This is a genomic window from uncultured Pedobacter sp. (genome assembly GCF_913776295.1).
In the GTDB taxonomy this organism is placed as follows: Bacteria; Bacteroidota; Bacteroidia; order Sphingobacteriales; family Sphingobacteriaceae; genus Pedobacter.
The window spans coordinates 21,809-36,892 of sequence record NZ_CAJYOJ010000041.1; the positions used below are offsets into that span (position 1 = coordinate 21,809).

Sequence of the window (15,084 nt, forward strand, 5' to 3'; positions counted from 1 at the left end):
AATTATTTTATCATTCCGGCCAAAGCCTCAATAAATACGGGACTATCATTTAAACTTTCTACCAACTGAACATGTTCGCCCCCCAAAGCCTTAAATTCTTCGTGGTATTCTACAGTAATTTCGTAAAGCGTTTCTAAACAATCAGCAACAAAAGCCGGACTAAAAACCAAAAGACGTTTTTTGCCTTCGGCAGCCAATTTCTTTAACACATCGGTGGTATAAGGCTGTACCCATGGCTCCTTACCTAAGCGCGATTGGAAACAAACGGTATATTGGTCTTTTGACAGGTTTAATTCTTTAGCAATTAACCTGGCGGTATCATGTCCCTGCGCAGAATAGCAGAATTTATTGGTATCATTTAATGTTTGGCAACAATCTGCACTTTTTAAACAATAACTTCCGGTATGATCGCATTTTAAAAGTTGACGTTCAGGCAAGCCATGAAAGCTGAACAACACATGATCATAACTGTCTATGTGGTGCTTCCTGGCATTTTCGGCAAAAACTTTGATCATTAATTCATTATCGTGGAATGAATTAATGAATGAGATGGGTGGCACTGTTGGCCATTTGCTCACCAACTCCATTACCAGTTGCATTACCGAACCGGTACTGGCAGAAGCATATTGCGGGAACATGGGTATTACCTGTATACTTTCTACCAAACCTGCTTTTAGATTGGCCAGTGCCGATGCAATAGACGGGCTTTGGTAACGCATAGCCAATTCAACATGGTAATCGTTGCCTAATTTCTCCTGAAGCATTTTAGCCTGCAATCTGCTGTAAAATAATAGTGGAGAGCCATTTTCATCCCAGATTTCTTTATATAACTTTGCCGTTTTAGGACTACGAAAAGGAACGATAATACCTTTAACTAATAATGTTCTGTTCAGTTTGGGAATATCGATTACCCGTTCATCCATCAGAAATTGATCCAAGTATTTTCTTACATCGCCCGTCGCCGGACTATCAGGTGTTCCTAAATTTACCAGTAAAATCCCCTTTTTGCTCATTTATTAAGAAATATGTTTTGTGGAGGCAAATATCGCCTTTTTATTGTCTTTTCACTAAGCTAAAAATATGATTGCCGACATTTTTAAGTCAAAATTATTATTTCATATTTTTAAATACTATCAGCCAAAATCTTTGAATCTCTAATTCTATTAGATGTTACCATCTTACTGTTGGAAAAGAGATGTGCTGTCAGATTTTACAATCTGACAGGAATAACAAATAAAATAGCAGAAAATGGGTTAAATTAATGCAAGATGGCAACATCTTTCCAATACGATTAGTGAATTATTACCCTTTCGTTTTATACAGCTGCCACCAGGGCATACCTGGCTTTTGGTGGTGTTCTAAATGATAACCAAAAAAATAACAGGAAATAAAGGCTACAAAATGGTTTTTTTGTAAGGTTGAAGAGTGATATTCATTATTGTGCTCACCTTTATGGGGTAAATAGGTTCCAAAATAAAACAATTGAAAAGTGCTTAACAAAGACGGCAGTACCCAAAATAATAACAGATTTTTTTCAGCAATCCAGATTTTTAAAACATTATAAGCTACCGCCATAATGATCAATTGGATAATGGTAACGTAATTTAACATAAAACGGAAATACCATTTCCAAAAGCCGTGTGGGGCGAAATCCGGATCATTTTCAGTATGTACATGACGGTGGTGCTGGTGATGTTTCGCATACAAACGGTTATAAAAAAAACCTGCATAGAGAAAAACAGAAAGATAGCCAATAAAATTATTTGCTTTTTGGTTAGGTGATATTGTTCCATGCATGGCATCGTGGGCGGTAATAAACAAACCGGTGTACAAATGCATCTGCACGAAAATCATGAGGTAAACCAAAGGATTAGTCCAGGCAAAATTCCATGTTAATAAAAAACAAAGAGCAATAAACCAGCAGATAATTACGGTTAACGCAACCAGCATTCCGGTGTATGGGTTTATTTTTTCCAATTTTTTACCTCAAAATATGCGATCGTCATCTCGAGCGAAGTGCAACGAAGTCGAGAGATCTATCAAAGCAGATCTCTCTATTCCAATGCGTTACAGTTGAAACGACGATCCTACTATATTAATACTTATTCAGATCTTCTTATAATCTAATACTGCTCCAAAGCAGCCTTAACATTTTCCATCAGCCACATGGGTGTAGAAGTGGCTCCGCAAATACCTACTTTATCATTTTCAGCAAACCAGCCTTGCTCTAACTCTTCAACATTTGAAATGAAGTAAGAATTATCGTTATGTTTTTTACAAACATCATAAAGCACTTTTCCGTTCGATGATTTCTTTCCGGAAACGAAAACAATTTTATCATAATCGCCAACAAAATCTTCCAGTTCTTCGTATCGGTTAGATACTTGCCTGCAAATGGTATCGTTAGCCTTAACTTCGTAACCACGACTCAGTAATTCATCTTTAATATGATAGAATTTATCAGTGCTTTTGGTGGTTTGGCTATATAATGTAAATTTTGCCGGAAGCTCAACGTGATCTAACTCGGCCAAATCCTGAAAAACAATGGCTTTACCGTCTGTCTGGCCTTGTAATCCAATTACCTCGGCATGGCCGTGCTTACCAAAAATAAGTACCTGTTCATCGTCATCATGCGAATTTTTAATCCTGTTTTGTAATTTTAGCACAACAGGGCATGAAGCGTCGATTAATGTGAGGTTATTTTCTAAAGCCAGCTGATAGGTTGATGGCGCCTCGCCATGGGCCCTGATTAAAACTTTTTCGTCCTTTAAGTCTTTTAAAACTTCGTGATCGATGATTTTTAATCCGCGGTTGGTTAACCGCTCCACTTCCTCATCATTATGTACAATATCACCAAGGCAATATAAATAACCTTCATTATCCAGAATATCCTCGGCCATTTCTATGGCGTATACCACACCAAAGCAAAAGCCTGATGATTTATCGATGTTGACCTGTAAGTTTAAATTGCTCATTTTTTTTCCGGAATAGTTATTTATCGTGGTAGTGTCCCTTTGCAGAAATTACAAATACAGTAATAATCTCTTCATCAATTCTATAAACTAATCTGTCTTTTTTATTTATTTGTCTTGACCAATAACCAGAATATTCAAATTTTAACCTTTCAGGTTTACCTACGCCTGATGAGGGATGAATACTTAATTATATAAAAATTTGCTGAAGTTTTTTAATGGAAGCTTTATCTCCTGATTTAAGGATTTCAGCCAATTGTTTTTTAGCTTGATCTGTAATGTCTACAAAATACTTTCCCATATATTTTGAACATCCTTAACTCTTGTTAAACGTCCATTTTTTATATCTTCTTCTCCTTTAGCTATTTCATTTATAAATTCAGGGCTGTAGCTCTTCTCTTTTTTAAAAGTAACGTTCAATGCTTGTAACACCGCCTCAACTGCCAAAAGCTGTTTTTTATTTTTGGGCTGTACGATTAGTGTTTCCATATTATAAAATTAATTAACATAACCTTACAAAATTAAGCAAAAATATTTGTTCCGGTTGTCATGTATAAGACAACAAAAAAGATTAACTGCGAGGCAAACATGGTCACACCAATATACTTCTGCTGTTTTAAGCCCAAAGCATAATAAAATTTCAATAAGATAACAGAAACAATAAACCAGGCTACATAATTTTGGACTGGAATTTCGTGCCAATCCCATTGCCAGTAATTAAATTTCATGGCCACAGGTTCCAAAAAGAAATCGAAAACAACCAATAAAAAAGCCCCGATAACCGAAGCTAAAATACTATGCCTGATTTTCATACTTTTCATCATTTGCCCAATGCTGAAAATAAGGATTACCCAATTTACCCCCATTAACAATGGGACCGCAGCAACTTTGTAACCTAATGTATCGCCATAATAGTAACTGCCAAATATCTTCCCTGTATGTACCCCCAATACTTCTACCAGGAAGCCGCAGAGAAATACACCTGAAACAAATAACAACAATCGTTTTACATCGGCATTGTAAGAAAAAACAATTATGGCAAACATCAGCAATAAATGAAAGGGAACTAGTTTTATAAAATATGGCTGCGCAACAGGGAGTAAAAAGCCAAGTAGGCCAACCACATGAAAAACGACAATTATTGCCACTGCAATCTTTTTAACCATTAAATCGTTTTGATCGTTCTGCCCTTCCATGTGCTCGTTTTAAAAATATGTTTTTTTATAGAAATAAGTGAAATGATTAAGAAGAACAACATCTGTAAAGGATGTAACACCAAGTTTATCAAAACATGCTGTCCGGATAAATAGGAAATCATCATTCTGCTTAATACGATTAAAGTTAATGGTAATACAAGTAAAGCAACGTTAAAGTTTAAGATTAAAATCAATGGCCCTATGGTTACCAAAAGCTGGTAAAGTAATAATATTATGATGTTATTACCAAAACCAGCCAGTAAATTTTTACTAAAGCCATTTAAGCTTTCGTTTAAATTCCTATACATCCTGCAATAAATCAATCCGTTGGCCAGAAGCGCTTCTGCGTTAAATTTTTCCTGTTTAACCAATTTCATAATCTCCACATCTTCTACAACCTGGTGTTTAACCTGCTTATGCCAATGGTTTTCTTTGTAGTGATTGGCATTAAAAAACATACATTGTCCGCTGGCGGCTGCAAATGCCGGGTTTTTAGAAATCTTCACTAAGCGTAAGGGTAATAAGTTCAACAGGATAAAATGCATTAAAGGCACCGTTAACCATTCGCCTATCGATTTCATCGTCTGATTGGTAAAAACACTCAGCAGGGCCAGTTTTCCAATTTCCATCCGGCTGATGAGGCTATTGATCAATCCTCTTTTAATGGTCTCATCAGCATCAATAAATAAAAGGTATTTACCGGTAGCCAATTCGCTAAGCTGCTGGCAGGCATAGTTTTTTCCCAGCCAGCCTGGAGGCAACTCCTTTCCGCTTATCACTTTGAATCGTGGATCATTAAGGCAAAACTTTTTCACCACCGTAAAAGTATCATCACTGCTGTTATCATCTAAAATAATAACCTCATAATCAGCATAATCTTGATTTTTTATCGAAATAAGCAATTCTAAAATATTTTCGGCTTCATTTCTCGCAGGGATCAGGATCGAGACCAAATCATGATGGTGTTTAACTACTCTTGGCAACTTTGGGTTAGATAGAAAATTGAAGACAGTTACCGAAAACCGGATCACCAGGAAAATTAAAACGGCATAAATAAAAATCGTCATTCAATTAGTTGATTTTGTTTAACAACCGATTGATCGTAATGTTTATTGTAAGCGCTTTTTAACAATTGCAAACTCACATACTCTTCATTCTCCCAATGTTGTAGATATGTATAAGCTGTTGGTTTTCTTTTCGCAAAATAATCGATAAAGGTAGCCGCAAAAATGATATTGATTTTTTTCTGACTGGCATTAATAATCTGCATCACCCCTTTTTCAAAATTAATGCCCTTCAAATGGTTAGAATACAATTTTCCCTGAGGAAACACCAACACTAAGTTAGATGGATTATCTAACAGTTTGCCTGCATAATTAAGTGTTTCTAAAATGTCTTTGCCTTTATTTTCAGCAGCAAAGGCTCCAAGAAATTTCAAAAAACTTATTTTAGTATAGTTCTCAGCATTCACCAACACATGAAATTGCTTTTTTAATATTTTTTTGTTGATGTAAAACAGAAAAAAACCATCCCACCAGCTGAAATGGTTGGCCAAAATCAGAACAGAAGAATCAGATTTGATTTCCATTGCATTATAATTGAATGCAGCAAAATCTTTTTTGATGATCAATTGAATATACCAGGAGAAAAATTTAAAAATCAGATTATTTTTTCGGGGCCGATACATTTTGGAAAATTGCAAAAAATTGAGGTGATTTACAAATTTGGTCTTTATAGACCAGAAAAAGTTTAGCCTTCATTTTTAACGGGAGTGTCGAGATCCACATTTTATAATTTGCTGCAAGATTTTAAATATATTTCGACTAGCAATAACATGGTCCTCGTTTTCAACAAGGATCAGTGAGAGCCACATTTGTAATGTGGTCTAAAATGCTAAAAACTCGTTATGCACCTATTAAATCGCTGTTTCATCCATTCTCGTTACAAACGCGGACGATACCAATTCTTAACTAGCTCAAATAAACCCGATCTTCTTCTCCTTCCACATCCATCACCACATCTACATGTTCTTTTAAAACCGTAGCAAGTTCAAGTCCAACAAAATCAGTGGCAATGGGGAAGATTTTATGGCTTCGATCAACCAAAACTACCGTACGGATTTTTTTATGTGGTGTGTTTAAGAAAACACCTAAACCATAAGCAAGGGTTTTACCACTGTTCAATACATCATCAACAATAATAATTACCTTGTTTTTCCAATGATTTTCGTCCAAATCAGTTGAAGCCACCAATTTACTGCTTTCTTTTTGCATATCAATACGTAGCAGGGTAAGTTTAAAGCCTGAAATCGTTTTAAGCACTTTTTCCAACCTTTTGGCCAACTTATAGCCACGGTCCCAAATACCTGCAAGTACTACTTCTTTCTCGTTCAGGTTATCCTCTAAAATCTGATAAGCGATACGGTCTATTTTCTGCTGAATTTGTTTCTTATTTAGAATAAGTAATTGCGATGCCATTGTATAATCGGATTGAATACAAAAAGAACGATTTTAAGAATGAAATTCAAACTATTTAAAAAATTTTTTCAATTGCTTGCAACGTTTTCTCAGGAGATGCGTCTAATCCATAACCAAAACAGAAAATAGAAGTACTGGCATCCAAATATTGGATCACATTGACTTCAAAATCATTTAACGAAAAACAAATATGAAAATCCTTATCAAATCATCTGCCATCTTATTTATAGTGGCAATCAGCTATATGGCCAAAGCACAGGAAACTAAAAGTTTCACGGTCAAAAACTTTAATAGCGTTGGGGTGAGTAGTGGAATTGACTTATACTTAACCCAGGGAAGTAGCGAAAGTGTAAGTATAAAATCTGATTCGGAAACATTACAAGATATTGTTGTGGAACAGAATGGCAGCAGTATTACCATCAAGTTTAAAGATGGCATCAACTGGGGCGGCATGTTTAAAAACCGTACCATTAAAGCTTATGTAAACTTTAAAATGCTAAATGCAATTGCAGCTTCCGGAGGTTCGGATGTTTTTACACAAAATCAGATCAGGACAGATAAACTTGCTGTCCGCTCTTCTGGTGGATCAGATTTAAAACTTAACGTTGTTTGTAAAGATTTATCTATCCAGTCAAGCGGAGGAAGCGACATTGATTTGAAAGGCAAAGCAGAAAACATGACCATTCAATCCAGCGGCGGCAGCGACATAGATGCTTATGAATTAATTGCAGATTATGCAAAGGTGCAGGCTTCTGGTGGTTCTGACGTAAATCTCTATGTGAACAAGGGCTTGGAGGCCAGTGCGAGTGGTGGTGGCGACGTAAGTTATAAAGGCAATGCCGCACTTAAAAAAACATCGACTTCAAAAAGTGGAGATGTACACCACGTAAATTAAGACTTTAGTTTAGTTAATAATAATTCGCTGCTTTGTGGATGCAAAGCGGCGTTATTTTTTTTTATAGATAGGTCTAATATTCGGGCATTAAACCACTTCTGACTATTATTGGCTGTGAGAATTAAACCATAAACCCTCCACCACCTACCCTTTACCCTTTTTATATGGGTAATAAATAAAGTTAGCGCCTTCAGGAACGATTACAAAAACGCACATAAAGTCTACCGGTTTCTTATATACTTTTAAGAAAGGTTCTTTTTTATCCTTGCTGATAATTCCTTTTTCTAGAAATTCTTCTAAAGTAGAGGCCTGTATCGTCCAATTGGTATTAAGTTCTTCTTTATTTAAAATTACCTCTCCAATATTTACTTCGTGCTGGTGAGCAATGAAAATAGGAGAAGCGGAAATGCCTTCAACCATAATTTCTATGGCAACTTCTTTAATCGCATCAGCATAAAATTCCAGGTCTTTCTCTAAACTGATTAGTGGACTTTCCTGTTTTTGTTGTGGTGCCCCTCCATCTTCCGGTGTTGCACTTAGTAATTCTTCTCTATCCATTTTTTGTTGTTGAAAGGTTTAAATGTTAGAATGTTTAAAATCCCATAAAACCTTTTCTATTTCTGTTTCTACGCTCTTAACCTCAATAGTACCACATTCTCTACGTGTTGTGTATGAGGGAACATGTCTACCGGCTTAATGCGAGCTACATCATATTTTTCTTTTAACAGTTCGAGGTCTCTGGCCTGTGTTGCAGCATTACAGCTCACATACACAATTTTTTCGGCTTCCATTTCCAATAATCTTTGCACCACATCTGCATGCATTCCGGCACGCGGCGGATCGGTGATTACTACATCAGGCTTACCGTGCGCCAATATAAATTCGGATGTAAGGATGTCTTTCATATCACCCGCATAAAAGATGGTATTATCAATGCCGTTCAGTTCAGCGTTGAACTTAGCATCTTCAATAGCTGTGGGTACATATTCTACGCCCACTACCTGTTTCACATTTTTGGCCACAAAGTTGGCAATAGTTCCTGCCCCGGTGTACAAATCATAAACCAATTCATCGCCTTTAAATCCGGCAAATTCCCTGGCAATTTTATATAGCTCAAAGGCTTGCTCAGAATTGGTCTGATAAAAAGATTTAACCCCGATCTTGAAGCGGATGCTATCCCCGCCTGTTAGTCCGGCAGGCATTTCTTCAAAAATATGATCCCGGCCCGAGAACACCACTACCTCCTGATCGAAAATGGTATCATTTTTCTTCTGGTTAACGATATAAAGCAGGGAGGTAATTTGTGGGAATTCACTTTTAATGAACTCCATTAAACCATCAATCTGTGTTAGTTCCGGATAAGCAAAAACTACTGCCACCATCACCTCTCCCGTGCTGGAAGTACGGATAATCAGGTTACGCAAAACACCTTCATGGTTACGCAAATCGTAAAACGACAGTTCATTTTCTAAAGCATATTTACGGACAGCGTTTCTTATCGAATTGGATGGCTCATCCTGTAAATAACAATGTTCGATATCCAAAATCTTATCAAAACGTAAGGGCACGTGAAAACCCAATGCATTCATATCAAAATCTTCATCGCGCTCTACATCAGTTTTCTCCAACCAACGTTTGTTCGAAAATGTAAATTCTAATTTATTGCGGTAATACCTGTTTTTTGCCGACCCCAAAATAGGTTCTGTTCCAGAGGTATCTATTTTACCTAAACGCTGTAAGGCGGCCTCAACATTTTTCTGTTTAAACTTTAATTGAGCATCGTACCCCATATGCTGCCATTTGCAACCACCACAGGTTCCGAAATGAGGACAGAAAGGATCGGTGCGCAATGTGGATTTTTCGTGGAGCTGATCGATGATGGCTTCAGCAAAATTCTTTTTCTTTTTGGTCAAGCGTACATCCACCAAATCACCTGGAACGGCTTTATCTACAAAAATGACCAATTCATCAGCTTTGCCAACACCTTTTCCTTCTTCAGCAATATCAATTATTTGTACGTTTGGAACAATAGTTACCGTACCGGGTTTTCTTCTACTCATTATGTTGCAAAGATAGGAAAAAGAGGTTGAAGGTGGAGGACAGAAAGACAGAAGGCTTAAAAACTGCTGAACAAACAAGGCGAAGGCCTGGCGATTAGGACGACTGTACAAGGTTAAACAACGAATTTAGAAAAATTAAGGTATAACCTTTCAACCGGAAACTAACTGCCCGGTAAATAATTATGGCTAAAAAATTATTTTCCAAAAAATTTAAATGCTGCGCCCCAAAAGCCGTCCAGCCAATTAAATTTCAGGTCGAATTTTTCATCCACTTGTACAGAAAACTCTAATATTTCTTTGCTCATGACAAAAAACCAATCTATTTAAACAATAATACAAAATTCAGACCAAAAACCGAAACGGTATAGATTAATTTTCTGTTAATTTTACATTATAGATTCAAAACAACTATTTATGTTGCCAACATCTTCCACCGCCTACTACTATACGTTTACAATATCCTCCGGTTTTATTTTTAGCACCACAAACTGACGAAACTGGGTTGGTATTTCCTCCGCTGTTATTCCCTGTTCCTGTAACGATGTAATTACCGAAACTTGAAATGCCTTTACTTTGCCTGATGTCATAAGATATTTCAGCATAATTATATCCAAATATCCCATATACTGCTTCATCATTTCTAAGAATGTAAGCCTGAATCTCCTGTGCGCTCACCAAACTTGTTTTAATAGACAATTTTAGATCAAAAGAAACATTAGCATTCATTTTATAAGCCCATTTTCCCATAATGCCCTTGATGGTTTTGCTTTGGTTTTGTATATCAATGTAAGAAATGTCGCAATAATTACAGGTTACCTCATAACTAAATTCAACTGGGGCTTCAGTTATTTCGATGTTTGTATCAACCTTTTTCTTACATGAAAATAGAGATATGGCTATAATAAATACCCACAAGCTGTTAATTAAACCGATTCTATTCTTTCTGGAATTCTTTCTCATAGATTTTTGTAGTAGAACTTACATTTGTTATTTATACAAAAATCAGCATTGGAAATAACATCTAAATACGGCTTTCCGTATCAACTGGTTTCAAATCATGTAATATTGATAAACAAAACACCCAGAACACGCAATAACCTGCTGATGGAAGCCTGAAACGCAAAACACGTAAGCGCGGCGCCTAAATAACATTAAATTCTTAGTATCTTTCGTTTTTACTAACGATCATGAAAACGAAGATATTTCTTGCACTACTTTTTGTTCACTTAGGCTGTTATGCACAACAATCGACAAATGAATATTTTAAGCTTACAAGGACGGGTTTCCAAGAAAAAAATGCCTACGAAACCACCGCTTTTGTAGAAAAATACTTCCGTGTGCCCGGCAACACCGGTTTTAATGCCAGTATCCATTACGTCGAAAATATCCTTAAAAAGGCTGGTTTTATAGAACAAAAGCAAGATGAGTTTGAAGCACCTCTAACCTATCGGATTGAAAAAAGAGCAATGAAAAACAGTACATGGGAGCCTGTTGATGCCAATATTGATATTATAGGTGATGTACAGCCGCTCATATCTTACAAAACCAATCGTAACATGATTCCGATCAACTGTGGATCAACTCCTGCTGATGGCATTACAGCCAAGGTTGTTTACATCGAAAAAATAATTCCGGCAGAAATAGAAAAAATGGATTTAAAAGGAAAAATCCTATTTTCAGAAAATAATCCATCACGTTTACTTCAAATTGCTACTAAAGCAGGGGCCATTGGTTTTTTAGGCTATTCGATGCCGAAATATACGCAGCCAGAATTTCATCAAACTTCCATCCAGTTCGGTAGCATGAAAGCCAATAGCGAAGTATGGACATTGCTTCTATCCTACGCAGCAAAAGAAAAGTTGAAAGCGGCTTGCCTAAAAGGTGAGACCAAATTGAAAGTAAATATTCAAACTAAAATTTATCCTTCCGAAGAATTAACCATTGTGGCAAATGTTAAAGGAAGCGTGAATTCACATGAACGTTTTGTATTTAGTGCACACGTACAAGAACCCGGCGCAAACGATAATGCAAGCGGCGTGGGCACATTAGCAGAAATGGCAAGATTAACAGCAGAATTGTATCAGGCAAAAAAGATAAACCCCCAACGTAGTTTAACTTTTTTATGGGGCGACGAAATCATATCAACAAGAAGATATATTACCGAGGATACCACCAGGGCCAAAGGCATAATGTGGGGAATGAGTTTGGATATGGTTGGTGAAGACACCAAAAAAACCGGCGGCTCTTTCTTAATCGAAAAAATGCCTGATCCATCAGCCATTTGGACGAGAGGTACGGATAAACATACTGAATGGGGTGCTGGTGATGTGAGTGAAAAAGATCTTTTCCCGCACTATTTCAACGATTTTATTTTCGATATCTGTAAAGCACAGGGTAAATTTGCCAATTGGACGGTTAACTATAACCCTTTTGAAGGGGGAAGCGATCACACTCCGTTTTTACAAAATAAAATACCAGGTTTACTGATGTGGCACTTTACCGATGTTTTTTATCACACCGATAACGATAGAATCGATAAAGTTTCCGCAACAGAAATGAAAAACGTCGGCATCAGTGGTTTAACTGCGGCCTATACCTTAATTTCTGCAGACGAAAACACGGCTATTGCTACCGTTTCTCAAGTTAAAGCAGATGCGCTGATCCGCTTAAAAACAGAATTTCAGCTCAGCAAAAAAGCAATTACAAATGGAAAATCGGCAGATGATGAGAAACATATTATTGAGGTTTGGGGCAAATGGTACGTTGATGCACTGGCAACCATCAATAAAATGCCTGTTAAACCAGAAACTACGAGAGTAGATTCGGCCATTAAGTTTGCCATCAACGAGATTGACAAACAGACACAGGTATATTTATCGGAATTGAAGTAGGTTAATTTTTATAGTTGATCAAATTAATCACTACTTTAACCATCATTTCTTTTTCTTTAGGATCACTTTCTGCGATCAGTAAGGTAAGCGCAACCAATGCATTATCGGCGATTCTTTTCGTACCATCTTCGCGATAGAGCATTTTATTTTTGTCCAGAAACCAAACAAATAAAAAAGCAGCGATCCGTTTATTTCCATCAGAAAATGAATGGTTTTTTACAACGAAATATAATAGATTGGCTGCTTTTTCTTCCATACTTGGATAAAGCTCCTCCCCATCAAATGTTTGATAAATGGTATATAATGAACTTTGAAATGACTGGTCTTTTTCATTTCCAAAAAGTTTGCTTCCACCAAATTTCACCCTTAAATCATCTATAGCTTCAAGTGCAGAATCGTAATCTATTTTAAAATCGCCCTTATGGCCAGAAACTTCATTTTCCAGCCGCTGATGGTCGTAACGATCAAGAACATCTAAAGCATAAACATAATCTGTAAGAATTTTAAAAGTATCTTTTAGCTCATCATTATTAAGCAAGTGGTTATTTTGAACAGCACCAACCAGCCTTATGGCCTGCTTTAATTCTATAAGTTGCTGGCTTTGTTATTGTAATTTTTTATAATTTAGAGCATACCCATTTATTAGATAATCTTTTAATATTTGGTTGGCCCAAATGCGGAATTTTGTTCCCTCGACCGATTTTACACGATAACCAACAGAAATGACTACATCAAGTGAATAGTAGAATGTATTATAACGCTTACCATCTAAAGCAGTTGTCAAGGATTCCTTGACAACTGAATCTTTTACAAGTTCATTTTCACTAAATATATTCTTAATGTGCAGACTTATATTCTGTTTAGTTTTATTGAAAAGTTGCTGCATCTGCTGTTGCGTAAGCCAAACAGTATCATTGTCGAAAACCACTTCTATTGCTGGCAGTCCTGCTTCATTTTTATAAATTATAATTTCATCCTTAGTCATTGCCTTAAGTTAGTAAAATATTTATTCTATTTTCGCATTATGCCTAAACTAAAAGCCATAGTGATCGGTGCAGGAATTGCAGGAATTGCATCTGCCGTTCGACTCGCTGTAAAAGGTTATCAAGTCGATGTTTTTGAAGCCAATGCTAAACCTGGGGGCAAGCTTGGGGAAATAAACATGAATGGTTTCAGGTTTGATGCCGGTCCGAGTCTTTTTACCATGCCACAATATGTTGATGAACTCTTTAAACTGGCGGGTAAAAATCCTGAAGACTATTTTAAATACATTAAACTAAAAGAAATTTGCCGTTACTTTTATGAAGATGGCTTAAGGTTAAATGCCACTGCTGACCTTGATCAGTTTGCAAAGGATATAGCCGAAAAAACCCATTCAACCGCAGCGGAAGCACGGCATTATTTTAAAAAAAGCAAGACGATTTATGAGGTTACACATCGTGTTTTTTTAGAAAGAAGTTTGCATAAACTTAAAAGTTACCTGCATTGGGATACTTTAAAATCAATATTCCGTTTTGGTCAGATTGATGCTTTCAGAACACAGGCCAAAGCAAACCAATCGTTTTTTAAAGATGAGCGCATTGCGCAGCTTTTTAACCGCTATGCTACCTACAATGGTTCAGACCCCTATCAGGCACCAGCTACGTTGAATGTAATTCCACATTTTGAATATCATTTTGGGGCTTATATCCCAAAGGACGGCATGTATGGTATTGTGAATGCTTTAGTGAAATTAGCGGAAGAACTAGGCATTAGGTTTCATTATAGCCAAAAAGTTGAAGAAATTTTACATAGTAAAACAGGCAAAACTAAAATAGAGGGTGTTAAAGTGAATGACAAGACCTACCGAGCAGATATTGTTGTCTCTAATCTTGATATCTGGTTCACTTATAAAAATCTACTTAAAGATATAACTGAACCAAAAAAATTATTGACCCAGGAAAGAAGCAGTTCGGCATTAATTTTCTACTGGGGCATGGATAGTAGTTATAGCGACTTAGGACTGCACAATATTTTCTTTGCTAAAGATTATCAAAAAGAATTTAGTGCCATTTGGAAAGATAAAACGCTTAGTCACGATCCAACAGTTTATGTCAATATTACCTCCAAGCATATCAGAAACGATGCACCGGCAAATGCTGAAAACTGGTTTGTAATGATTAATGTGCCAGCCAATAACGGACAAAACTGGGATCAGTTGATTAATGAAGCAAGGGCAAATATTATTAAAAAAATCAACAGAATTTTAAACCGGAACATTGAAAGGGATATCGTTTGCGAACAGACTCTTGATCCTAGAGGCATAGAAAGCAAAACAGGATCGTATCAGGGCGCTTTGTATGGCAATAGCTCCAACAATCAATTTTCCGCATTTTTAAGGCATTCTAACTTCAGTTCGAAAGTGAAGAATCTTTACTTCTGCGGTGGAAGCGTACATCCGGGTGGCGGAATCCCATTGGCATTGTTGTCGGCCAGGATTATTGATGATGATATCAGGCCAGTTCAATAGTTCATTAGCCATTGGTTTATTGGTTACTAGTTTAATAGTGGATAGCTCATAAACTATAGCAGTATTATTTAAAGCGATAACCGA

Annotated in this window: 17 protein-coding genes; 3 read left to right on the top strand and 14 right to left on the bottom strand. The window is 36.6% G+C overall.

Going from position 1 to position 15,084, the window contains the following annotated elements; translation table 11 throughout:
• Nucleotides 1–2: 2 nt before the first annotated feature.
• The 9 genes from hemH to QZ738_RS07695 all read right to left on the bottom strand — a co-directional run bounded on the left by hemH (nt 3) and on the right by QZ738_RS07695 (nt 6,645).
• A complete protein-coding gene (gene hemH / locus QZ738_RS07655; RefSeq protein ID WP_293786242.1) occupies nt 3–1,013 on the bottom strand; it encodes a ferrochelatase in 1,011 nt (336 codons plus the stop codon).
• Between the two features lie 289 nt (nt 1,014–1,302).
• Nucleotides 1,303–1,977 carry a fatty acid desaturase gene (locus QZ738_RS07660; protein WP_293786244.1) on the bottom strand — a complete coding sequence of 225 codons (675 nt, stop codon included), beginning with the start codon at nt 1,975–1,977 and terminating at the stop codon, nt 1,303–1,305.
• A 146-nt stretch (nt 1,978–2,123) separates the two neighbouring features.
• Complete coding sequence (locus QZ738_RS07665; protein ID WP_293786246.1) at nt 2,124–2,975, bottom strand: 4-hydroxy-3-methylbut-2-enyl diphosphate reductase; 852 nt, start codon at nt 2,973–2,975, stop codon at nt 2,124–2,126.
• A gap of 16 nt (nt 2,976–2,991) precedes the next feature.
• Nucleotides 2,992–3,156 (bottom strand): Txe/YoeB family addiction module toxin, encoded by a 165-nt coding sequence (locus QZ738_RS07670; RefSeq protein ID WP_293786332.1) that lies wholly within the window; start codon nt 3,154–3,156, stop codon nt 2,992–2,994.
• 98 nt (nt 3,157–3,254) lie between these two features.
• Complete coding sequence (locus QZ738_RS07675) at nt 3,255–3,461, bottom strand: DUF2683 family protein (RefSeq protein WP_293786248.1); 207 nt, start codon at nt 3,459–3,461, stop codon at nt 3,255–3,257.
• Nucleotides 3,462–3,493: 32 nt separating this feature from the next.
• Nucleotides 3,494–4,168: a carotenoid biosynthesis protein gene (locus tag QZ738_RS07680; RefSeq protein ID WP_293786250.1), complete on the bottom strand. Its 675-nt coding sequence runs from the start codon at nt 4,166–4,168 to the stop codon at nt 3,494–3,496.
• Nucleotides 4,138–5,235, bottom strand: a complete 1,098-nt coding sequence (locus QZ738_RS07685) for a glycosyltransferase family 2 protein (protein ID WP_293786252.1) — start codon at nt 5,233–5,235, stop codon at nt 4,138–4,140. The genes QZ738_RS07680 and QZ738_RS07685 overlap by 31 nt, the downstream gene beginning before the upstream one ends.
• Complete coding sequence (locus QZ738_RS07690; protein WP_293786254.1) at nt 5,232–5,756, bottom strand: 1-acyl-sn-glycerol-3-phosphate acyltransferase; 525 nt, start codon at nt 5,754–5,756, stop codon at nt 5,232–5,234. Before QZ738_RS07690 ends, QZ738_RS07685 begins: the two co-directional genes overlap by 4 nt.
• A gap of 382 nt (nt 5,757–6,138) precedes the next feature.
• Nucleotides 6,139–6,645 (bottom strand): phosphoribosyltransferase family protein, encoded by a 507-nt coding sequence (locus QZ738_RS07695; protein ID WP_293786256.1) that lies wholly within the window; start codon nt 6,643–6,645, stop codon nt 6,139–6,141.
• A gap of 190 nt (nt 6,646–6,835) precedes the next feature.
• On the opposite strand from QZ738_RS07695, the gene QZ738_RS07700 reads away from it, so the two are divergent.
• The gene (locus QZ738_RS07700) at nt 6,836–7,540 is read left to right on the top strand and encodes a head GIN domain-containing protein (RefSeq protein ID WP_293786258.1); all 705 of its coding nucleotides are present in this window, start codon (nt 6,836–6,838) and stop codon (nt 7,538–7,540) included.
• A 144-nt stretch (nt 7,541–7,684) separates the two neighbouring features.
• On the opposite strand, the gene QZ738_RS07705 is transcribed toward QZ738_RS07700, so the two are convergent.
• The 3 genes from QZ738_RS07705 to QZ738_RS07715 all read right to left on the bottom strand — a co-directional run bounded on the left by QZ738_RS07705 (nt 7,685) and on the right by QZ738_RS07715 (nt 10,560).
• Complete coding sequence (locus tag QZ738_RS07705; RefSeq protein ID WP_293786260.1) at nt 7,685–8,098, bottom strand: hypothetical protein; 414 nt, start codon at nt 8,096–8,098, stop codon at nt 7,685–7,687.
• Between the two features lie 68 nt (nt 8,099–8,166).
• Entirely contained in the window at nt 8,167–9,600 is a 1,434-nt protein-coding gene (rlmD, locus tag QZ738_RS07710; RefSeq protein ID WP_293786262.1) for a 23S rRNA (uracil(1939)-C(5))-methyltransferase RlmD, read from the bottom strand.
• Between the two features lie 408 nt (nt 9,601–10,008).
• Nucleotides 10,009–10,560: a hypothetical protein gene (locus tag QZ738_RS07715; protein ID WP_293786264.1), complete on the bottom strand. Its 552-nt coding sequence runs from the start codon at nt 10,558–10,560 to the stop codon at nt 10,009–10,011.
• Between the two features lie 227 nt (nt 10,561–10,787).
• On the opposite strand from QZ738_RS07715, the gene QZ738_RS07720 reads away from it, so the two are divergent.
• A complete protein-coding gene (locus tag QZ738_RS07720; RefSeq protein ID WP_293786266.1) occupies nt 10,788–12,491 on the top strand; it encodes a M28 family peptidase in 1,704 nt (567 codons plus the stop codon).
• Between the two features lies 1 nt (nt 12,492).
• On the opposite strand, the gene QZ738_RS07725 is transcribed toward QZ738_RS07720, so the two are convergent.
• Together QZ738_RS07725 and QZ738_RS07730 are read right to left on the bottom strand one after the other, a co-directional pair.
• Nucleotides 12,493–13,029, bottom strand: a complete 537-nt coding sequence (locus tag QZ738_RS07725) for a type II toxin-antitoxin system death-on-curing family toxin (RefSeq protein ID WP_293786268.1) — start codon at nt 13,027–13,029, stop codon at nt 12,493–12,495.
• Between the two features lie 66 nt (nt 13,030–13,095).
• Nucleotides 13,096–13,476 carry a RhuM family protein gene (locus QZ738_RS07730; RefSeq protein ID WP_293786270.1) on the bottom strand — a complete coding sequence of 127 codons (381 nt, stop codon included), beginning with the start codon at nt 13,474–13,476 and terminating at the stop codon, nt 13,096–13,098.
• A 39-nt stretch (nt 13,477–13,515) separates the two neighbouring features.
• Here QZ738_RS07730 and crtD point away from each other — a divergent pair, with 39 nt between their 5' ends.
• The gene (gene crtD, locus QZ738_RS07735; RefSeq protein WP_293786272.1) at nt 13,516–15,000 is read left to right on the top strand and encodes a 1-hydroxycarotenoid 3,4-desaturase CrtD; all 1,485 of its coding nucleotides are present in this window, start codon (nt 13,516–13,518) and stop codon (nt 14,998–15,000) included.
• The last annotated feature ends 84 nt before the right edge of the window (nt 15,001–15,084 follow it).